17 protein-coding genes are annotated in these 20,298 nt (G+C 32.7%); 9 read left to right on the forward strand and 8 right to left on the reverse strand.

What is annotated here, in order from left to right; genetic code table 11:
* Nucleotides 1-24 precede the first annotated feature (24 nt).
* Together BUC23_RS14050 and BUC23_RS14055 are read right to left on the reverse strand one after the other, a co-directional pair.
* Nucleotides 25-888, reverse strand: coding sequence for a PhzF family phenazine biosynthesis protein (locus BUC23_RS14050; protein WP_073210488.1), 864 nt, complete (start codon nucleotides 886-888; stop codon nucleotides 25-27).
* Nucleotides 889-974: 86 nt separating this feature from the next.
* Nucleotides 975-3,989 (reverse strand): tetratricopeptide repeat protein, encoded by a 3,015-nt coding sequence (locus BUC23_RS14055; protein ID WP_073210490.1) that lies wholly within the window; start codon nucleotides 3,987-3,989, stop codon nucleotides 975-977.
* A 239-nt stretch (nucleotides 3,990-4,228) separates the two neighbouring features.
* Here BUC23_RS14055 and BUC23_RS14060 point away from each other — a divergent pair, with 239 nt between their 5' ends.
* From BUC23_RS14060 to BUC23_RS14070, 3 genes are read left to right on the forward strand one after another with little or no spacing between them, the layout of a single operon-like run.
* Nucleotides 4,229-4,912 (forward strand): cell division ATP-binding protein FtsE, encoded by a 684-nt coding sequence (locus BUC23_RS14060; RefSeq protein ID WP_073210492.1) that lies wholly within the window; start codon nucleotides 4,229-4,231, stop codon nucleotides 4,910-4,912.
* Nucleotides 4,912-5,802, forward strand: coding sequence for a glycosyltransferase family 2 protein (locus BUC23_RS14065; protein ID WP_073210494.1), 891 nt, complete (start codon nucleotides 4,912-4,914; stop codon nucleotides 5,800-5,802). Before BUC23_RS14060 ends, BUC23_RS14065 begins: the two co-directional genes overlap by 1 nt.
* Nucleotides 5,803-6,729 carry a glycosyltransferase family 2 protein gene (locus BUC23_RS14070; RefSeq protein WP_073210496.1) on the forward strand — a complete coding sequence of 309 codons (927 nt, stop codon included), beginning with the start codon at nucleotides 5,803-5,805 and terminating at the stop codon, nucleotides 6,727-6,729.
* Here BUC23_RS14070 and BUC23_RS14075 read toward each other — a convergent pair.
* Nucleotides 6,715-7,119 (reverse strand): sugar 3,4-ketoisomerase, encoded by a 405-nt coding sequence (locus tag BUC23_RS14075; protein WP_073210498.1) that lies wholly within the window; start codon nucleotides 7,117-7,119, stop codon nucleotides 6,715-6,717. The genes BUC23_RS14070 and BUC23_RS14075 overlap by 15 nt on opposite strands.
* A 4-nt stretch (nucleotides 7,120-7,123) precedes the next feature.
* Complete coding sequence (locus tag BUC23_RS14080; protein ID WP_073210500.1) at nucleotides 7,124-8,206, reverse strand: glycosyltransferase; 1,083 nt, start codon at nucleotides 8,204-8,206, stop codon at nucleotides 7,124-7,126.
* 41 nt (nucleotides 8,207-8,247) lie between these two features.
* Between BUC23_RS14080 and BUC23_RS14085 the strand changes: the two genes are divergently transcribed.
* The gene (locus BUC23_RS14085) at nucleotides 8,248-9,384 is read left to right on the forward strand and encodes a glycosyltransferase (protein ID WP_073210502.1); all 1,137 of its coding nucleotides are present in this window, start codon (nucleotides 8,248-8,250) and stop codon (nucleotides 9,382-9,384) included.
* Between the two features lie 15 nt (nucleotides 9,385-9,399).
* Here the strand turns inward: BUC23_RS14085 and BUC23_RS14090 are convergent, their stop codons facing one another.
* From BUC23_RS14090 to BUC23_RS14105, 4 genes are read right to left on the reverse strand one after another with little or no spacing between them, the layout of a single operon-like run.
* Complete coding sequence (locus BUC23_RS14090) at nucleotides 9,400-10,674, reverse strand: O-antigen translocase (RefSeq protein WP_139259889.1); 1,275 nt, start codon at nucleotides 10,672-10,674, stop codon at nucleotides 9,400-9,402.
* A gap of 1 nt (nucleotide 10,675) precedes the next feature.
* Nucleotides 10,676-11,803: a DegT/DnrJ/EryC1/StrS family aminotransferase gene (locus tag BUC23_RS14095; RefSeq protein WP_073210504.1), complete on the reverse strand. Its 1,128-nt coding sequence runs from the start codon at nucleotides 11,801-11,803 to the stop codon at nucleotides 10,676-10,678.
* Between the two features lie 9 nt (nucleotides 11,804-11,812).
* A complete protein-coding gene (locus BUC23_RS14100) occupies nucleotides 11,813-12,793 on the reverse strand; it encodes a GNAT family N-acetyltransferase (protein ID WP_073210506.1) in 981 nt (326 codons plus the stop codon).
* A gap of 37 nt (nucleotides 12,794-12,830) precedes the next feature.
* Nucleotides 12,831-13,433, reverse strand: a complete 603-nt coding sequence (locus BUC23_RS14105) for a trimeric intracellular cation channel family protein (protein WP_073210508.1) — start codon at nucleotides 13,431-13,433, stop codon at nucleotides 12,831-12,833.
* Nucleotides 13,434-13,573: 140 nt separating this feature from the next.
* On the opposite strand from BUC23_RS14105, the gene BUC23_RS14110 reads away from it, so the two are divergent.
* The 5 genes from BUC23_RS14110 to BUC23_RS14130 all read left to right on the forward strand — a co-directional run bounded on the left by BUC23_RS14110 (nucleotide 13,574) and on the right by BUC23_RS14130 (nucleotide 20,235).
* Entirely contained in the window at nucleotides 13,574-14,359 is a 786-nt protein-coding gene (locus BUC23_RS14110; RefSeq protein ID WP_073210510.1) for a TrmH family RNA methyltransferase, read from the forward strand.
* A gap of 58 nt (nucleotides 14,360-14,417) precedes the next feature.
* Nucleotides 14,418-15,998 carry a serine hydrolase gene (locus BUC23_RS14115; RefSeq protein WP_073210607.1) on the forward strand — a complete coding sequence of 527 codons (1,581 nt, stop codon included), beginning with the start codon at nucleotides 14,418-14,420 and terminating at the stop codon, nucleotides 15,996-15,998.
* A 77-nt stretch (nucleotides 15,999-16,075) separates the two neighbouring features.
* The gene (locus tag BUC23_RS14120) at nucleotides 16,076-18,301 is read left to right on the forward strand and encodes a RelA/SpoT family protein (protein ID WP_073210512.1); all 2,226 of its coding nucleotides are present in this window, start codon (nucleotides 16,076-16,078) and stop codon (nucleotides 18,299-18,301) included.
* Nucleotides 18,302-18,448: 147 nt separating this feature from the next.
* Nucleotides 18,449-18,919: a Fur family transcriptional regulator gene (locus BUC23_RS14125; RefSeq protein ID WP_073210514.1), complete on the forward strand. Its 471-nt coding sequence runs from the start codon at nucleotides 18,449-18,451 to the stop codon at nucleotides 18,917-18,919.
* A 44-nt stretch (nucleotides 18,920-18,963) separates the two neighbouring features.
* Nucleotides 18,964-20,235, forward strand: coding sequence for an adenylosuccinate synthase (locus BUC23_RS14130; protein WP_073210516.1), 1,272 nt, complete (start codon nucleotides 18,964-18,966; stop codon nucleotides 20,233-20,235).
* Nucleotides 20,236-20,298: the final 63 nt, after the last annotated feature.

Raw genomic sequence — 20,298 nt, forward strand, 5'->3', positions numbered from 1 at the left:
ACTCTTCCTTGCTAACCTGGTAATTTAAACCTCCCATTCTCCTTTTGCAAGGAATTGTGTTTTTCCGCCAATTCTTATATCAAAATGATTTTCTGATAATTTACCTTTAAAATAAATTTGAGAAGGTCTATTGATAAAATCGCCTTGATGGTTTATGATTTCGATTTCCGGTGAAAAATATTTCAAAAGAAAAGCCTGTAAACAAGTACTAGCGCTTCCAGTAGCCGCATCTTCTTTGAGTTGATTGTCTTCTATGCACAACATTCTACTGCTAAGTTTTCCATCTTCTAAACAATAAAAGTATAAGCCTCGATGACTGGTTTTGCAATGAGCATGCAACCATTCGTTCATTTTACCTTGGTCCAGAATTAAATTCTCCAATGCTTTTTTATTTTGAAGAGGAACAATCACAAAGGCGCTCCCTGTGGTAACTTCCTGAATAGAAAATTTATCATCAAAATCAGTACTTTTTAAATTACTGAAGGTTAAAAAATCTTCTGCTAAAAAAGTATCCAAAAACTCCGGCTGAGCCGCTTGCAACCAAACTAAATCTCCCGATTGATTCACTGGAATTTCGCCAATTGGGACCGTTAAAACTATATTTTGCGGCTGATTTTCAAATATTTTATTCATCAAAACCCAAGAAGTACCTATTATAGGATGTCCGGCAAACTTCATTTCATATTCCGGAGTGAAGATTCTGATTTCTGCAGCATTATTTTCAGGACTAAGTTTGGTAATAAAAGTGCTTTCCGCAAAGTTAATTTCACGAGCAATTGTTTGCATTTTATCATCACTTAAATTTTCTGCATCTAAAAAAACAGCTAATTGATTCCCAGCATATTTTTTTTCCGCAAAAACATCCACTATATAAAAGGGTATTTTCATTCTTTTTTATTTTTTAAGCTTTTGAATTATTTCCAAATTTATTTGTTTAATAAACCCCCAAAATAATTCCATTCTTTATCTTTAAATTACTTCGTTACTGATGAATTTGTTTTAGATTCTTCGGCTTTGATGGTGTCTAATTCTGTTTGCGCTTCTGAAACAACATCTGGAAAATCCGTAAAATTTTGTATTACATTCTCCAAAATGTAAGTCGCCTGATAGCTGTCTTTCAATCCATAAAAGTTTTTCGCCATCAATACCAATCCTTTGGCTCCAAAATATTTATAACTGGAATAATTTTTTGCTAATTTTTGAACCGCCGTATTCGAGGCTTCAAACTTCGCATCTTTATTTTTAAAATAAGCATCATAATACAAGGCCTCAGCAGCTAATTCCCCTTTGGCGATAGTCAATAATTTTGCATAAGCAGTTCGAGCTTTTGCTTCATCACCTGTTTGTATGGCTGCGCGCGCGATTATAATTTGAGCATCACTTTTTACATTATCATCCGTTTTTGGATTCATTAAAACTTTCTCCGCATAAATTACAGAATTTGAATAGTCTTTGATGTCATAATAACTTTTCATCAAATTCGACTGCGCAAATGTTCTGTTTTGAGATAAATCAGCTTCATTTTCTAATCGAGACAAGACAGGAATTGCTTTATCGTAATTTTTATTTTTAAGGAAAATCTGAGCTAATCTAGACAAAGATTGATCTGTAAATTCACTTCGTGGCTGTGCAATTACAAACTCATAATTAGGAATCGATTTGCTTTCTGACCCTTCTGAATAATACAATTGTGCCAGATAATAATTTGCGTTTAAAGCATGGATTCCTCTTGGAAATTTAGCTACATAACCACTAAATCCTGCAATTGCTTGTTTACTATTATTTTGTTGAAATTGCTTTTCAGCAGCTTCATACGTGTCATTATCCAATTCAGCATCTGTAACGGCAACAAAATCTAAAGTTCGCACCCAATTTGCATATTCGTCTACTCTTCCACCATCCACATATATCAGTCTGGCTGTGGCAACAGCTTCTAATGCCTCAGGACTTCTAGGAAATTCAGCCGCAACTTTTTTAAATTTAACCAAAGCCTGCTCGTCTTTATCAGAATTATAATAAATCAATCCCTGACGCAAAATAGATCTTGAAGTAAAAGAACCTTTTTTAAATTCTGTATTTAATCGATCGTATGTTTTTATCGCAAGATCATTTTTGTTCTCGGCAACATAGGTATTCCCCAATTCGAACATGGCGTCATCTCTATAATCTGATTTTGGATACAATTGTAAAAAAGCATTTAGCTCTTCTATTTTCTTATCGTTTTTAGAAATAAATCCATAAGAAATCGCTTTTTGGAAGTAAGCGTAATCCGCATCAACACTTTTCGACTCAATTACTTTAGTGTAAGCTTCCATCGCCGCTCCGTATTTTGAAGTAACAAAACGACAATCTGCTAAACGCAAGTACGAATCATTCAAACGAACTTTATCCTCTTTTGAAGTTGCAATTTGGCTTTGGAAATAATTCCCAGCCTGATCGTATTCCTTCAATTTGAAATACGCGTAGGCAATATTATAATTAATGTTTTTAAACTCTGGTGCATCTTTGGCTTGAGCCATACCCATGAATTGTTTAAAACTTATCAATGCCTCTTTGAAATCATTCTGCACATATTCCGATTCACCTTTCCAGAAAGTCGCTCGCGCAGCAAACACCGCATCTTTTTGTTCACTGACAGATTTCACAAACATTTTTGATGCTTCTTCATAATTCCCATCGGTGTACAATTCTAAACCTCTGTAAAAAAGGACTTTTTGATACGCTAATTTGTTTTCAGGTGATTTATTTCTTTCTAATAAAACTAAGGCTTCTTTGTAGTTTTTAGAAGAAATATAAGAATCTATCAACAATTTTTCAATTTCTGAACGGCTTGCATTTTCTGGATACTTTTTCAGGAAAGCTTGCAAAACGGAAGGAACACTTTGATACGAATTCCCTATTTCATAACTCAATTTTGCATAATTCAGACTCGCATCTTCTTGAATTGCTGCATCAAAATTCATTTCGGATGCATTTTTGAAAGCATTCAAAGCCTGTTGTTTTTTATCGGTATTCAAATAACTTTCTCCCAAATGATAGTAAGCATTTTGAGCTACAAAATCTTTACCTCCAATGATTTTATTGAATTGTGAAATGGCATTTTGATAATCTTTTTGTTTGTAGTATGCATAACCCAACTGATAAAAATCGGTATTGTTCCATCTTCCTTTTTTCCCTTTATAAGCGACCAAATAAGGAATGGCTTTATCATATTGTTTTAAATTAAAATAGCTTTCGCCAATAATTTTATTCAATTCTGATTTTTCTGCAGGATTTGATTTAGCCATCGCTTTTCCTCCTAAATCAATTGCTTTTTCAAAATTTCCTAGCTTAAAGTTCATATCAGCTTGGTAATACGAAAGCTTTTCTTTGTATTTTTCTTCACCGGAAACTTCATCAAAATATTTCGTAGCTTGCTTATAATCATCTCCTTCATAAGCCATAAACCCAAGGTAATACTTAGCCTGAGAACCATATTCAGCGGAGTTTACCACTTTATTCAAATAGACGGTGGCTTCTTTTTTCTTTTTGGCATTAAAAAAACTATATCCTTTCTGGAAATTAAATTTATCGCGATCACTGCTACTCAATTGGCTTTCGTCCACTTTATCAAACCATTGCAACGCTTGTGGATAATTCCCTTGGTCAAAATAATAATGAGCAACTTCAATGTAAGCTTGGTTTTGTTTTGTGCTGGTTGGATAGTCAGCCACAAATTGTTCCATCAATTCATCAGCATTAGATTGATTGGTACGAATAGCGCAATTTGCGATGTAATACGCACAATCAGACTTTAGTTCTTCGGTAGCAGCCGTTTCCTTTACTTTGTTGAAAATAATTTGAGCTGACGCATATTGCTTATCATTAAATAAAGAGAACGCTTTATTATAATCTTTTAAATCATGTGTATAAATAGTTGATTGTTGCGCTGAACTGGCAGCAGATATAATAAAAAGGAGAAATAAGTAGAGCCAAGAAATTTTACGCATTGTATTTTTGTTTAATAATTCAAATGTATTATATTCTGTAGTGTATAACGAATCGTTATTCGTTTTTATTATGAAAATCTTTTTAAACAATTCAGATTTTCGGAATCAAGAGTAGTCTTTATTGAATATTCATTCTCATTCAAGCACTTATTATTTGAGCAATTCTTCTCAATTGAATAAAATTTATTTTGAATACAACCGTTATCTTATTACTTTTACCCAAATAAACAAAATCTCTTATGTCTCAACCTGTATTGTCTTTAAAAAATGTAACCATTTACCAAGAAGGAAAAACTATTTTATCTAATGTCAATTTAGAGGTGAATCACGGAGAGTTTCTATATATAATTGGAAAAACAGGTTCTGGAAAAAGTACCTTAATGAAAACTTTATATGGAGATTTAGCATTAACGGAAGGAGAAGGTCATATTGTAGATTTTGATTTGGCAACTTTAAAAGAAAATGATATTCCGTTTTTGAGAAGAAAGATTGGAATCGTTTTTCAAGATTTCAAGTTACTACCAGACAGAACCGTCAAAGACAATATGTTATTTGTTCTTAAAGCAACTGGCTGGACTGACAATCAAGAAATGCAACGAAAAATTGACGAAGTTTTAGACAAAGTTGGCATGATTGAATTTGGCAACAAAATGCCGCACCAACTTTCTGGTGGAGAGCAACAACGTGTAGCCATTGCAAGAGCTTTGCTTAATGATCCTGAACTAATACTTGCCGACGAACCAACTGGAAATCTTGATCCACAAACCAGTGCCGAAGTATTAGAAGTATTAAAAAACATCAATGCTAACGGAAAAACGGTAATCATGGCAACTCACGATTACGCGCTACTTATGAAATTCCCATCAAAAACATTGAAATGTGAAGATGAGAAAATTTTTGAAGTGGTTCAGAGAACGGCATAATGCTTTCCATTCTTATTCCGATATACAATTACAACGCTTATCCTCTTGTTCTGGAATTACATAAGCAATGTATAGATTGCGGAATAGATTTTGAGATTATAGCTATTGATGACGCCTCAACACAACATAATTCAGAAAATAACTCAGTTCAATTTTTAACCAATTGTTCTTTTGTTGAATTACTCGAAAATATTGGAAGAAGCAAAATCCGAAATTTATTGGCCTCAAAGGCAAATTATGATTGGTTGCTTTATTTAGATTGCGATACTTTTCCCAAAAATTCTGATTTCATTTCAAATTACATCAAGCATATTAATTTATCCACTAAAAAAGTATTTTTTGGAGGAATTGTTTATACCAAAGAAAAACCGGCTAATAACCAATTATTGCGATGGATTTTTGGACAAAAAAGAGAAGCTATAGCCGTTTCTGAACGAAAAAAAAACCCCTATAAAAACACATTTGTTTCCAATATTTTAATAAAAAAAACACTTTTTGACATATTCCCATTCGATGAAAAAATAACAAAATATGGTTATGAAGATTTTGCTTTTATTCAAACGCTAAAACAGGAAAATATTGAGATTGAACATATCGAAAATCCGATATTTCATTTGAATTTAGAAACTTCAGCACTTTTTTTATCCAAAACAAAAACAGCTCTTGAAACACTTTTATTTATTTCAAAAACCAATTCAAAAATTGAATTCGAAAGTAAAATAATTAAGACTCATAAAATGCTTTGTGATCTAAAAATTAATTTATTAATCTCAAAGTTGTTTCAAAAACAACAATTAAGGCTCGAACATCATCTAACTTCAGAAAAACCTACATTGTTAGCATTTGACTGCTACAAAATTGGCTATTTTTGTTATTTAAACAGTAAATAGATGCCTTTTTTTTCTGTAATAATTCCACTTTTCAATAAAGAAAAATTCATTGAAGCCACCTTAAAAAGTATTCTTAATCAATCCTTTATTGATTTTGAAATACTAATTATCGATGACGGATCAACAGACAATAGCGCTCCAATTATAAAAGGATTTGACGACTCCAGAATTCGATATTATTATAAAGAAAATGCAGGAGTTTCGTCAGCGAGAAATGATGGAATCGAAAAAGTACAGTCGAATTATATCAGCTTTATAGATGCAGATGATTATTGGTATCCGGATTTTTTAGAAGAAATGTATAAAGTAATTCAAAAGTATCCTGAACAAAAAGTGTTTTCTGCAGCCATTGAAATAGAAACATCAAAAAAAGTTATTCCGGCGAGCTATTCGATTGTCAAAACAAGCGATTATGAAATTGTAAATTATTTTACTGCTAGCTCAAAGGAAACGGTTATTTGCACTTCCTGTGCGGTTTTTCATAAAAACATTTTCGAAGAAATTGGAACTTTTGATATCGAAGTAAAAAGCGGTCAAGATACTGATATGTGGATTCGAATCGGGATGAATTATCCTGTCGTTTTTTCTTGGAAAATCTTGGCACGATACGTTTACGATGAAAATAGCCTTTCGAAAAACAAAAACTATTTGAACAAAAAGATTAATTTTTCGAAATTCGAGGAACAAGAAAAGACAAATCCTAGCTTGAAAAAATTCCTTGATTTGAATCGGTTTTCATTGGCAATAAAATCAAAATTAATTGCTGACGATGACAATTTCAATTCTTACTATAAAGCTATTGACCTGAAAAAGATATCGTTAAAAAAGCGAATTCTCATTCTAATGCCTTCGGCTATCTTAAAACCGTTGATCAATTTGAAATTAATTTTAGCCAATAACGGATTTGGAAATTCAGTGTTTAAATGATTTAAAAATATCATAATCTCTGATGTAATCTTCCTCATCAAACTCATCCGAAGCCAGTACCAAACAAACGGAACCAGAGGAAAAATTTTCCAGTTCTCTCCAAATTCCGATGGGAATTAAAAGACCTATATTGGGTTTATTCAGCGTTATTATTTTTTCAATGCTTCCATCATTCAAAACCACATCGAAACTTCCGCTTACGGCAATTAGCAGTTCTAGCTGCTCTTTATGGGCATGTCCTCCCCTTTCGCCACCACTCGGAACATCATATAAATAGTAAACTCTTTTTGACACAAACGGTATTGTATCTCCCTCGATAACGGACAGATTCCCTCTTGAATCACAAATTTTGGGAATTTCAATTAATCGAATATCAGTAGTAGTTGTCATAGTTTTAAAATAAAATGGATTCCCACTGTTTTGAAATAGTTTCTAAAGATAAATGTTCTACACTTTTAGCCGCATTTTTTTTACAAAAATCATACAAATTAGTATCATCAACTAATTGCTTCATTGCAGTTGCGAAAAGATGTGGGTTATTATTTTCGACTAACAAACCATTAAAACCGTTTTTTATAAGTTCATTGGGTCCGGAATCACAATCAACAGAAATCACCGGCGTTCCTATCGCTAATGACTCGACTATTGACAAAGGAAAACCTTCATAGCGACTTGTCAAAATCGTAAATTTGGCCTGCTGAACAAATTGAAATGGATTCCTATTAAATGGATAAATTATAACAAACTCCTCCAGTTGTAATCGTTTAATATTTTTCTGAATAATCTCTAAATCAGGCCCTTCTCCCATCAAAAGTAATTTATAACCTTGAAGGTAAATTTTTGAAAGATAAAAGGCTTCCAGCATCAAACTAAAATTCTTTGCTTTTTCGTAAAACCGCCCAAAATACATGATATATTGTTCTAAAACAGACACTTCTTTTTCTATTTGAATTTTAGAAAAATCATACGGATTATGAATAGTTACGGTGTTTTTTAAATCAAATTTTCGCTTGACTTTTTCCTCTATTCCCAGAGAAACACATATAACTTTATCTGCTTTTTGATACAAAAATTTAGAAAAAAAATCCGGTTTAGGAAAATAAGTATTGCTATTAAAGCTGTGAACAACAAACCATTTTCTTCTATCTCCATAAATCCAGTTAGTGATAATTTCTCTCGTCAAATTATTTCTGGGCCTATTGTCAATGATAAAATTTATTTTGTTTTCCTTTAAATAGCTATTTAAAAGAAAACCTTTTTCAATTTTTTTTAAAAATGAAAAAGAGCCCGAACTTTCAATTCCTAAGCTCATCAATTTTCCGCCATATTCATAATCAACGACATCGTTTATAATTATGTTATGAACTTCGATATTTAACTTTTCTAACATAAAACTTAGTAAGGAAGCAAATCGTTCTGCTCCTCCACTTCCTAAAGAGGTCGAAATTATGGCTACTTTGTTTTTGTTTTCTATCATTCTTATCTAAAAGTAAATATATTTGTCAAATATACACATAAATGAAAGTTTTACTTGTTGGTGAATTCAGCCGATTACACAACTCTCTCAAAGAAGGTTTACAGGAATTAGGTCATGAAGTTTATATTTTAGGTCATCAGGATGGTTTTAAAAATTATCCTGTCGATTTCCCTATTGAAAAAAAATGGGACAACGGATTTTTGAAAAAAATAAAAGTAATTGTAAATACCATTTTTGGGTTTGACATAAGTTCTTATCTCACCTATCTTCAGTTTAAAAAAAACAAAGCAAAATTTACAGGCTTTGATGTTGTACAACTTATCAATGAAAATAGCTTTTATTGTCAATATTATTATGAAAAAAAAATTCTAAATTTTCTCTTTCAAAATAACTCAAAGACTTACTTATTATCTTCAGGCTATGACTATCTGAATGTGAAATATTGTTTTGAAAATCCAAATTACAAATCAGGTATTCAAGGGTATTTAGCAGGGAGAATTAATCCAAAAATTTTTGGAAATGTATTGAAATTTAGAACTTCATCCTTTAAAAAATTACATCAATTTATTTATTCGAACATTCAAGGAATTATAGCATCAGATATCGATTATCACATTCCGTTGCTGAAAAATTCCAAATATTCAGGATTAATTCCAAATCCCATAAACACAGCTAAAATTGAATTTAAACCTTTGACAATTTCTGACAAGATTGTTATTTTTCACGGAATTAATGAAACTAATTATTATAAGAAAGGAAATGACTATTTTGAAAAAGCATTGCGAATTATTGCCAAAAAATATGGCAGTAAAGTTGAAATAATTACAACCCGTGACATCCCATATTCAGCCTATATTAATTTATACAATAAAGCGCATATTGTCTTAGACCAAACCTACGCAAATGACCAAGGTTATAACGCACTAGAAGCTATGGCAAAAGGAAAAGTAGTTTTTACAGGAGCTGAAAAGGAGTTTACAGAACATTATAATTTAAAGGAAAAAGTCTGTATAAATGCTATACCTGATATTGACTATTTAGTGATGAAATTATCTTTTTTGATTGAGAATCCAAACGAAATAATTGCAATTGGGAAACGGGCTCGCGCCTTTATTGAGAAAGAACATAATTATTTAAGAATCGCAAATAAATACTTAGAAACGTGGAATAAAGGATAAATTTCATATAAAATACTAGAACAAACTCTTCCTGAAATAAACCATCAACACTAGCAAATAAACAAAATTATCAAAAGCTTGTGCCATTACTATTCCTTGAATTCCAAATTCATTAATAAAATAAAGGCTTGAAAAATACAAAATGGTTAGCGAAAATAACTCCGCGACTATAAAAGCTACGGTTAACTTTTTTGCAAAAAATTGATAGCCTAAAATCAAAGACGCTACTTTTAAAACATCACCTGTCAACTGCCAAAAAAACAAAGTGGTTACTGGAAAGAACGCATTGGTAAAAAGTAAATTAACGATGAAAAAGCGTAAAAAATAGACTCCTACAAGCCCAGCTATAAAAAGAGGCAAAATAGTTTGATAAAAACTCCAAAACACTTTTTTGGTCTCCAAATTATTCTTGGCAACAGCCAATTTTGGCAAAAAATAAACACTCAAAATTGTGGTGACAAATAGCATATAATAAGACGAGATCCTGATTATAGTTTCCCAAAAACCAGCTTGTTCTAAGCCAACAGTTTCAATTATATTTTTTCTGATGACTAATAAAACTAAAGGTCCTAAAACGGATGAAACCAAAGCCATTAAAGAATAGGATGATAATTTTTTTATAATTTGAAAATCAAATTGATGCAACCGAATCGTCTTGAAAAAATTGATTTTCTTGTTTATAAAATAGAACGTTACAAAAAACATCAATGCAGGTGAAATAACTAAAGAAAGTAAAGCTCCTAAAGTTTTATAATGCAAAACCATAATAATTGAGACCAATAACCCAATTGCATTTCCTATTATATTAATCCAAATCACTTTTTTGAATTGTCCCAAACCGTTAATTACGGAGAGCATAAAAACTGAAGTAGCATACCAAGGCAAAGCCAATGCTAGTGCCTTAAAAACAATCGCGTAATCAAAATTATTTCCAAATATTTCTTTATTCCAAAATGCCGCAAAAAAATACAAAACGCAACTTAAAATAATCGCAATACACAACAAACAAATAAAAACCGTCGCAATTATTCTCTTAAGCTGATTTTCATTTTTTTCGTTCTCGGCTGTGTATTTTATAATTCCGTTTTGAAATCCTAAAGTCGAAATGCTTTCTAATGAAGTTAAAAAATTTCTAAGATTTCCAACTAATGCCATTCCGCCTGGACCAACGAATACAGCTAATAATTTTGAAGTTATTAATCCAATTCCTATTTTCAGAATAACGCTAAAACTATTTAAAGACGAAATCTTAAACAGTTGTGTTTGAGTTATTTTTTTAATAAATTCCAACTTAATACTTGTTTAAAATTCCAACTATAAAACTAACCTCATCCATTGTCAAAACTGGACTTATAGGCAAACTCAATACTTCATCATGAATTTTTTGAGTAATTGGGAAGGACAAATGATTCCACAATGACAGCGCTTTTTGATTGTGTGGCGGAACTGGATAATGTATCACCGTTTGAATCCCATTTTGGTATAAAAATTCTAGTAACTCAAGTCTGTTTTTTGTTCGAATGACAAACAAATGAAAAACATGATTGTTTGACAAATCCCAAAACGGAAGTGTTATTTTTTCATTTTTTATTTCGGATAAATAGCGTTTAGCGATTGTTCTACGTTTTTCATTTTCAGTATCTAAATACGGTAATTTCACATTTAAAAACGCAGCTTGCAACTCATCTAACCTTGAATTAATACCGATATGATCGTTGTAATATTTCGTTTCAGAACCATAATTACGCAGCGATTGAATGACTTTGGCTAATTCAGGATCATTTGTGATAACTGCTCCCGCATCGCCTAAAGTCCCCAGATTTTTCCCAGGATAAAAACTATACGCTTGAGTTCTACGAATTATATTCTGAGTGTTCGGACTTTCGACTTTCGACTTTTGTCTTTCGACTTCTAAAATTGCTCCATGAGACTGAGCTGCATCTTCAATAACCAGCAAATCACTTGCAGCAGCAATTCGATTTATCGCATCCATCTCAGCTAGTTGACCGTAAAGATGAACGACTAAAATCGCTTTGGTTTTTGAAGTAATTTTTTCTGAAATTAAACTAGGGTTGATATTGTAGGTTTCCAGCCTTGGCTCAACCAAAACAGGAATCAAATCAGCTTGTAAAATGGCTAGAATACTGGCAATATAGGTGTTCGCAGGAACAATAATTTCATCACCTTTTTGTAATTTCCCTAATTGTATGTAAGCTTTAAAAATCAATACTAAAGCGTCAAAACCATTTCCTGTTCCAATGCAATATTTTGTACCGCAATACTTCGCAAAATTGGTTTCAAATTCCTTGACCTCGTTCGCTAAAATATACCAGCCATTATCTAAAACTGTTTTCAATTTTTCTTGAAAAGCGGTTTCATAAGGCTCGTTTATTTTTTTTAAATCAAGAAATGGAATCATCTATTTAGTTTATATTGTAAAAAAGGAATCTAGCTTATCATAATTCTTAGTTTCGACTTCATAAAAATCATGTACAATCGTACTGGCGCCGAAACTCTCTTTCCAGTAGGATAAGCCTTCATTGAGCTTTTTTCCTTGTGATTCATTGGAAATTCCAAAATCAAAAAATCGTTTACTGGCAAATACTTCAGTAATCAAAAAATGATACAAAAAGTCTAAACTTCCAAGATTCTCCTTATTTTCATATTTAGAAATGTATTGGCAATGCGCGACGTTTTCACTTTCAAAAACAGTAGTTCCCGCAACAATTTTATCATTTCTATAGACATTAAACTGTCGGATATTATCAGAAAAAAGGCTTTTCAACACTTTTATTTCTTTTAAAGAATGAACTGGTTTTGCATTATGTCTTGCTTTTAAATTTGGAATCAAAACTTCGTTCCAAAAAGATTCAAAATTCATTTCTTCTTTAATTACCAAACCGTTTCCAATTCCTTTTTGAATGCCTCTTTTTCTAATTTTTGAAAAATCATATTTTTGTGATAAATCAATAACAGACAAACTATCTCTTCGCACTAATTCGGCTTCTGCCAAAAACAAAGCATATTGAATTTCTTCGGCCGGTTTATTGTGATAAATGGATGGAATCGTTTTTAGATGCAGTTTTTCTATTTCATTATCTTTTAAAAACAACAAAACAGATCTAAAAGCATTGATTACAGTCGTCACTTTAGACTTTTCATTAATCACCAATCCCCCATAAGTCAGTCCCTGATGAGAAAAAATTTCATTTCCAACTTTATTCGCCGGCAAAACTGCTACTAACTTTTCATTATCAAAAACCATCAAAGAGAAATCCTCGAATCGATCCTTGTGATATTCTATAAAATCACGATGAAACAGAAAAGTAGCATTTTTGGCTTGACCAATAAAGGCATTCCAATTTTCATAATCGCTTTCCTGATATTGTTTGACGGAGAAATTTTTCACTATTTAATTTTAGACTTCGTGAAAGTAATCATTTTTTTTATTTTTGTTCTAAAGCGGGCAAATACCATTTGAATTTCACGGCCATCAAACGAACTGAAATGATAACCAAAGAGGTTGTCAGATATAAAACATCATTGTCTAAATCCAATTTTCGAAGCAGAAAAAAGACAATTCCACCCAAAATACAAATCGTGGCATAAATCTCTCTTCTGAAAATAACAGGGATTTCAGTACACAAAATATCACGAATCACTCCGCCAAAACAAGCTGTCATCGTTCCTAATGCGATGCAGATAACCGGATGAAGTCCTACACTGATTCCTTTTTCAAGGCCTATTAATGTAAAAACACCCAATCCAATCGTGTCAAATAAAAACAAGGATGTTCGTAATCTGTCGAATTTTTTTCTAAAAAGTATGGCCAGAATAAATCCTATCACAATTACATAAACGTAATTTAAATCCTGCATCCATCCAACCGGCGTCCTGCCAATCATGATGTCGCGCAAAGTTCCTCCACCCACAGCGGTTACAAAAGCAATAATAAAGACCCCAAAAGGATCCAGCTTTTTATTCATAGCCGTCAATGCTCCTGACATGGCAAAAGCCATCGTACCGATGATATCTAATAGATGAAACATTTAAAATATAAGATTTTGGATTTTTACAAATTTAAAGAAAATACTCCTTAAAAACGGCATTTCTGATTGGTAAACTATTCCATTATAGAATTTAAAAAAAGGTGGTAACTTAGCACCATAATAACTTAGCATCATTTCCATTGAAACAAATCACTTCGATACAAAATCCATACATTAAATCTTTAGTGTTATTGCAGGAAAAAGCAAAGGCACGCAAACAATCCGGAACATTTTTAATAGAAGGAAAACGTGAAATTTCAATTGCCATAAAAGGTGGTTATGAAATAGAAACGCTATTGTTTTTGCCTGAAATTTGTTCCGAAACCGAAGCCCGAAAATTATCGCCCAATACCGAGTTAATTGAGATTAACAAAGATGTTTTTCAAAAATTAGCCTATCGAGATACTACCGAAGGTATTTTGGCTGTAGCCAAAACTAAATCGTTGCAATTATCCGATTTAAAACTATCAGAAAACCCTTTGATTCTTGTTGCCGAAGCTCCCGAAAAACCGGGAAACATAGGCGCTTTATTGCGGACGGCGGACGCTGCAAATCTTGATGCTGTAATTATTGCCAATCCAAAAAGTGATTTATACAATCCAAATATTGTGCGTTCCAGCGTAGGTTGTTTATTCACTAACCAAATTGCGACAGGAACAACTTCGGAAATTATTGCTTTTTTGAAAGAAAGAAAAATCAATTTTTATTGTGCGACTTTGCAAAATTCGACTTCGTATCACACGCAAGATTATACTACTCCAACGGCATTAGTTGTAGGTACAGAAGCAACTGGGTTAACCGAAGAATGGAGAAAAGAAGCGACCCAAAATATTATCATCCCAATGCAGGGCGAGATCGACTCTATGAATGTTTCGGTTGCTGCAGCGATTTTAATTTTTGAAGCCAAAAGACAACGAGGGTTCTAGATTTAAGATTGCAGATTAACGATTTTTGATTGTAGATTTTAAAAAAAATAAAAATAATATGAAAAATAAATTATTCATTGCGATAGCATTAATTTCAACCACTCTTTCTTTTGCCCAAATCAGTTCAACCCAAGTTGATGAATTAGTGAATCGTACCTTAACAGCATTCAATGTTCCAGGAATTGCGGTTGCCATTGTAAAAGACGGAAAGTTAATTCACGCGCAAGGGTACGGAGTAAAATCTATTTTAACAAAAGAAAAAGTCGATGCGAATACTCTTTTTGGAATTGCATCAAACAGCAAAGCTTTTACAAGTGCAGCATTAGCGATGTTAGTGGATGAAGGCAAAATAAAATGGGATGATAAAGTCATCAAATACCTTCCAAATTTCAGAATGTATAATGATTATGTAACCCAAGAATTTACAATTCGGGATTTACTGACGCATAGAAGCGGACTCGGTCTTGGTGCCGGAGATTTAATGATTTGGCCTGACGGAAGTAATTTTACCGCACAAGATATCGTGCAAAATTTGCAGTATTTGAAACCGGTTTCTGCTTTTAGAACCAAATATGATTATGATAATTTACTGTACATTGTTGCCGGTGAAGTTATTGCTAAAGCAAGTGGTCAAAGTTGGTGCGATTTTATTGAAGAGCGCATTATGAAGCCATTAGAAATGAATAATAGCGCCGCTTCCTTTTTGCGATTGAAAGACAGTACCAATATAATTGCTCCTCATGTTCCTATCGATGGAAAACTTAAAGTGATCAAACGGTATCAAAATCAACTATTCGATGCGGCTGCCGGAATTTATTCCAGTGTTAATGATTTAAGCAAATGGACTATCATGCAAATGAATAACGGAAAATATGGCGCTGAAAACAAGCAATTATTCTCTGAGAAAGAACACAATCAAATGTGGCAATTGCAAACTATAATTCCTGTAACCACAAGAGCACCGTATAACACCCATTTTAGCGGTTACGGATTAGGCTGGTTTTTGAGTGATGTAAAGGGATACAAGCAAGTAACACACACTGGTGGATTAGAGGGAATTGTTACTCAAGTCACTTTGATACCGGAGTTACAATTAGGGATTATCGTATTGACAAACCAGCAATCCGGAGCAGCATTTAATGCGATTACCAATACAATAAAAGATAGTTATTTAGGAATTAAGTCTGAGGATTATGTAACTATTTACAGTAACAAATTAAAAGCAAACGAAGAAACTGCCGATAAAGTTACTGATGAAGTTTGGGCTACTGTCGCAAAAAATAAAAAGGAAAAAATAAAAACAGACTTCAATAATTTTACCGGGACTTATAAGGACAACTGGTTTGGAGATATTACACTTTCGCAAAAAAAAGGAAAATTATATTTTGCATCAAAACGTTCTCCTCATCTTACCGGAGAAGTTTTTTTCTACAAAAAAGGTAATTATGTGGTAAAATGGAACAATGCCTATTTTCATGCTGATGCCCATTTATTTTTTGAATTTGATCCAACTGGAAAAGCAATTGGTATAAAAATGAAACCAATTTCCGAGTTGACCGATTTTAGTTATGATTTTCAAGATTTGGATTTCAAAAGAGCAGAAAATAGTATGCCTAAAAATACTGTTTCCGGTAATTAAACATTAAATCAAAAACAAAATAATCCTTGTATATCTCCTAAGTTATATTTATTTTTAGGAATTGAACCCATGCCGTTATGATAGAAATAGATTTAGAAAAAGAAAATAAAGCGATTGCTCAAGAATATAAAGAGTTACTTCGGATTAGTTATCAAACCTTAAGTGATGATGATAAAAAACTGATCCGTAAGGCTTTTGATGTTTCTGTAGAAGCGCATAAAGATCAACGAAGAAAATCTGGCGAAGCTTATATCTTCCATCCTATTGCTGTTGCAAAAATTGTTGCACAAGAAATTGGGTTGGGCGCTACCTCTATTGCAGCCGCGCTATTACATGATGTTGTCGAAGATACACTAATGACAGTGCAAGATATTGACCGCTTGTTTGGCCCTAAAATCGCACAACTTGTTGAAGGTTTGACCAAAATATCCTTGGTTCAGAAAGATTTGAATGCGTCATTGCAAGCCGAGAATTTCCGTAAAATGATATTGACGCTTAATGATGATGTGCGCGTAATTCTTATAAAATTAGCCGATCGTTTGCATAATATGCAGACGATGGATTCGATGCAAGAAGACAAACAAACTAAAATCGCATCTGAAACCTTATATATTTACGCACCTCTTGCCCACCGTTTGGGTCTATATAATATTAAAACAAAACTGGAAGATTTAGGTTTAAAATATACTGAACCAGCAATTTACAACGAAATTGTAAGTAAAATAAAAGAAACCAAGGAAGAACAGGATGAATACATCAAAGACATCTCTGAAGTCCTTAAAGAATCATTGGATGCTGAAAAAATTGATTACGTAATTAAAGGACGTCCGAAATCCATCTACTCGATTCGTAGAAAGATGAAAGCTCAAAACGTAAGCTTTGATGAAGTATATGATAAATTTGCCCTTCGTATCGTTTACAAATCAAGTAATCCACACGATGAAAAGTTTCTGGCTTGGAAAATTTATTCCATCGTAACAGACCATTACAGACCGAGTCCAAGTCGATTGCGAGATTGGATTTCATCTCCCAAATCTACTGGATACGAAGCCTTACACATCACGGTAATGGGACCAAAAGGACGCTGGGTAGAAGTGCAGGTACGAAGCGAGCGCATGGATGAAATTGCTGAAAAAGGATACGCAGCGCATTACAAATATAAAAATGGCGCTACCGAAGAAAGTGGTTTGGATGTTTGGTTGAACTTACTAAAAGAAGCCTTAGAAAATTCGGAGACTAACGCAGTGGATTTTGTGGAAGATTTCAAAATGAATTTGTATTCAAAGGAAATCTTCGTCTTTACTCCAAAAGGAGAAATTAAATCATTGCCAAAGGGAGCTACTTCCCTTGATTTTGCATTCAGTATTCACTCGGAAATAGGAATTCGCACCCGAGGAACACGTGTTAACGGCAAATTAGTTCCTTTGAACTTCGAATTAAAAAGCGGTGATCAAATTGAAGTCATTACGTCTCAACATCAAAAACCAACAATCAACTGGTTAGATTATGTGACAACTTCCAGAGCTAAAACTAAAATAAAAAACGTTCTAAACGAAAATACCAAGAAAATTGGTGAGGAAGGAAAAGAACTACTAACTCGAAAATTAAAACATTTAAAAATAACTTTAAACGAATCGGTTGTCAACGAGTTAGTCAACTTTTTCAAATTGAAAACAAGTTTAGATTTATTTTACCGTGTAGGAATTGGTGCTATAGAAAACCAACAGTTAAAAGACTATGCGGCGCAAAAAAGTAACACTTTTATTAATTTTTTCAAAAACAAAATAAAACGTTCTTCTAGCAGTACAGCTGATGAGGATATTCATAAACCAGTTATCAGCAGCAATTATGATTTACTCGTTTTTGGCAAAGAACACGACAAATTAGATTATAAATTATCGCCTTGTTGCAATCCAATCCCTGGTGATGATGTTTTTGGTTTTGTGACCATAAACGAAGGAATCAAAGTACACAAAAAAGACTGCCCAAACGCCATAGGAATGCAATCTAATTATGCTTATAGAATATTGTTAGCTAAATGGATTGACTCTTCTCAAGAGGAATTCAAAGCAATCATAAACATTACCGGAATGGACATTTTAGGATTGACAAACCAGCTGACAAAGGTAATTTCTAATAATATGCATGTAAATATCCAGAGTATTTCGTTAAGCACTGACGCTGGAATCTTTCACGGTCAAGTGGCTGTTATCGTTCAAAATAATACCATTTTGAAAAAGATGATTAGCAACATTAAGAAAATTGATGGTATCGATAAAGTAACCCGAGTTTATAAAACATAAGAAAGGCTATTGCATACAATTTTATAGATTGCTATCATAGGGTCTCTAAAATAAAACGAAAAAGCAAATCAGTCCATTTTAAACTATTTGATTTTTTCAACTTTAAACTTTAAACTTTAAAAAATAAAAAATTATCTTTGCCAGCATATGACACTCATTTCCACAGATAATACTAAAAACCAAGAAATTGTAAAAAATGTATTTACAATGTATCTTGAAAAAAAAGGACATCGCAAAACTCCCGAACGTTATGCTATCCTTCAGGAAATTTACGATAGCGAAGAACATTTTGATGTAGAGAATTTGTATATCAAAATGAAAAACAAAAATTATCGTGTCAGCAGGGCTACGCTTTATAATACAATCGAATTGCTATTAGATTGTGCTTTAGTGCGTAAACACCAATTTGGACAAAATCAGGCACATTACGAAAAATCGTATTTTGATAAGCAACACGATCACATTATCATGACCGATACTGGCGAAGTTATCGAATTTTGTGATCCAAGAATTCAAAGTATTAAGAAAACAATCGAAGAAATATTCGACATTGAGATTACCAATCATTCCTTATATCTATATGGAATAAAAAGACAAAAAGACAATTTAGACAGCTAATTAGATGTCTTTGATATAAAAATTAACTACAAATAACATACAGAATGACGGTAGATTTATTACTAGGATTACAATGGGGAGATGAAGGAAAAGGAAAAATTGTTGACGTTCTTACTTCAAATTACGATATTATTGCTCGTTTTCAAGGCGGACCTAACGCAGGACACACCTTGGAATTTGACGGAATAAAACATGTTCTAAGAACTATTCCTTCTGGTATCTTTCATAAAACTGCCATAAACATTATTGGAAATGGAGTTGTAATAGATCCTGTTGTTTTTCAAAAAGAAATCGAAGGTCTGGAAAAATTTAATTTAGACATCAAAAGCAAATTAATTATTTCAAGAAAAGCGCATTTAATTTTACCTACACACCGATTGTTAGATGCAGCTTCGGAAGCGTCTAAAGGAAAAGCGAAAATTGGTTCTACGCTAAAAGGAATTGGTCCAACTTATATGGACAAAACCGGAAGAAACGGAATTCGTGTAGGAGATATTGAATTAGAAGATTTCAAAGAACGTTACAGAGCTTTGGCTGATAAGCATGAAGCAATGATTAAATTCTATGATGTTGCTATCCAATACAACTTAGAAGAATTAGAAAAAGAATTTTTTGAAGCTATCGAAGAATTAAAAAAATTAGATTTTATTGATAGTGAAGAATATTTAAACCAGGCTCAAAAAGCAGGTAAATCAATATTATGTGAAGGAGCTCAAGGTTCATTACTGGATGTTGATTTTGGAACGTATCCATTTGTAACTTCATCAAACACAACCGCTGCAGGTGCCTGTACTGGTTTAGGTATTGCTCCTAATAAAATCAAAGAAGTATACGGAATTTTCAAAGCTTACGTAACACGTGTAGGTAGCGGTCCATTCCCAACAGAACTTTTTGATGAGGATGGTGCAACTATGGCACGCGTAGGAAATGAATTTGGTTCTGTTACAGGAAGACAAAGACGTTGTGGATGGTTAGACTTAGTAGCCCTTAAATATGCAGTTCAAGTTAATGGTGTTACACAATTAATGATGATGAAAGGTGATGTTCTTTCTGGGTTTGAAACCTTAAAAGTATGTACAGAATACAATTATAAAGGAGCGAATATTTCTCATTTTCCATACAACATCGAGCCAGAAAATGTAACTCCTGTTTACCAGGATTTCAAAGGATGGCAAGCTGATTTGACCGGTATGACAACTTACGATGAATTACCAGCTGAATTAAAAGAATATATCGAGTTCATCGAAAAAGAAGTGGAAGTTCCAATAAAAATAGTTTCTGTAGGACCTGACAGAAAGCAAACTATTCTTAAATAAAAATAATTAACGCTCTGAAAATTCAGAGCGTTTTTTTTTGAAAAAAGTGTACTTTTATATCAT

Source organism: Flavobacterium xinjiangense (assembly GCF_900142885.1).
GTDB lineage: Bacteria > Bacteroidota > Bacteroidia > Flavobacteriales > Flavobacteriaceae > Flavobacterium > Flavobacterium xinjiangense.

Excerpts from the sequence above, each read along its gene's own strand:
- BUC23_RS14050 (WP_073210488.1), bottom strand. The coding sequence starts at position 888 with ATGAAAATACCCTTTTATATAGTGGATGTTTTTGCGGAAAAAAAATAT.
- BUC23_RS14055 (WP_073210490.1), bottom strand. The coding sequence starts at position 3,989 with ATGCGTAAAATTTCTTGGCTCTACTTATTTCTCCTTTTTATTATATCT.
- BUC23_RS14060 (WP_073210492.1), top strand. The coding sequence starts at position 4,229 with ATGTCTCAACCTGTATTGTCTTTAAAAAATGTAACCATTTACCAAGAA.
- BUC23_RS14065 (WP_073210494.1), top strand. The coding sequence starts at position 4,912 with ATGCTTTCCATTCTTATTCCGATATACAATTACAACGCTTATCCTCTT.
- BUC23_RS14070 (WP_073210496.1), top strand. The coding sequence starts at position 5,803 with ATGCCTTTTTTTTCTGTAATAATTCCACTTTTCAATAAAGAAAAATTC.
- BUC23_RS14075 (WP_073210498.1), bottom strand. The coding sequence starts at position 7,119 with ATGACAACTACTACTGATATTCGATTAATTGAAATTCCCAAAATTTGT.
- BUC23_RS14080 (WP_073210500.1), bottom strand. The coding sequence starts at position 8,206 with ATGATAGAAAACAAAAACAAAGTAGCCATAATTTCGACCTCTTTAGGA.
- BUC23_RS14085 (WP_073210502.1), top strand. The coding sequence starts at position 8,248 with ATGAAAGTTTTACTTGTTGGTGAATTCAGCCGATTACACAACTCTCTC.
- BUC23_RS14095 (WP_073210504.1), bottom strand. The coding sequence starts at position 11,803 with ATGATTCCATTTCTTGATTTAAAAAAAATAAACGAGCCTTATGAAACC.
- BUC23_RS14105 (WP_073210508.1), bottom strand. The coding sequence starts at position 13,433 with ATGTTTCATCTATTAGATATCATCGGTACGATGGCTTTTGCCATGTCA.
- BUC23_RS14115 (WP_073210607.1), top strand. The coding sequence starts at position 14,418 with ATGAAAAATAAATTATTCATTGCGATAGCATTAATTTCAACCACTCTT.
- BUC23_RS14120 (WP_073210512.1), top strand. The coding sequence starts at position 16,076 with ATGATAGAAATAGATTTAGAAAAAGAAAATAAAGCGATTGCTCAAGAA.
- BUC23_RS14125 (WP_073210514.1), top strand. The coding sequence starts at position 18,449 with ATGACACTCATTTCCACAGATAATACTAAAAACCAAGAAATTGTAAAA.
- BUC23_RS14130 (WP_073210516.1), top strand. The coding sequence starts at position 18,964 with ATGACGGTAGATTTATTACTAGGATTACAATGGGGAGATGAAGGAAAA.